1 protein-coding gene is annotated in these 589 nt (G+C 65.0%); it reads left to right on the forward strand.

What is annotated here, in order from left to right; all coding sequences use genetic code 11:
* Window positions 1–477, forward strand: a 477-nt coding sequence (locus tag AC3WRR_RS36070; protein ID WP_492299570.1) for a S1C family serine protease, incomplete at its 5' end; no start/stop codon positions are given.
* Between the last annotated feature and the right edge of the window lie 112 nt (window positions 478–589).

Genomic DNA, 589 nt, shown 5'->3' on the forward strand with positions numbered 1-589 from the left:
CTGGTGGATGCGCAGGGCAACCTGCTGGGCATCAATACGGCGATCTACTCGCGTTCGGGCGGCTCGCTGGGGATCGGCTTTGCGATTCCGGTGTCAACGGCCAAGCAGGTGATGGAATCGATCATCTCCACCGGCAGCGTGACGCGCGGCTGGATCGGGGTCGAGCCGCAGGACATGACGCCCGAGATCGCCGAATCGTTCGGCCTCGATGCCAAGGAAGGCGCACTGATCGCCGCGGTGGTCCAGGGTGGGCCGGCCGACAAGGCGGGCGTGAAGCCCGGCGATGTGCTGACCAAGGTGGATGGCTTGTCGATCACAGACACGACCGCGCTGCTCAATGCGATTGCCCAGCTCAAGCCGGGAGTGGACATCAAGATGACCGTGATCCGCCGCGGCAAGGCAACGGACCTGACGGTGACGATCGGCAAACGGCCTCCGCCGCCGCGCCGCGCGCTGCCGTTTGAAGAGGAAGAGTGAGGCTGGGCACGACGACACGGCCCTGAAGACGGAACCCCGCCTTGGATGGCGGGGTTTTTTTATGCCTGACGCAGCTGCTGCCCTTGGCATCGAGGCAACGGTCACGGAATGC

The sequence above is a fragment of the Cupriavidus sp. FW305-3-2-15-C-LB2 genome (genome assembly GCF_058787575.1).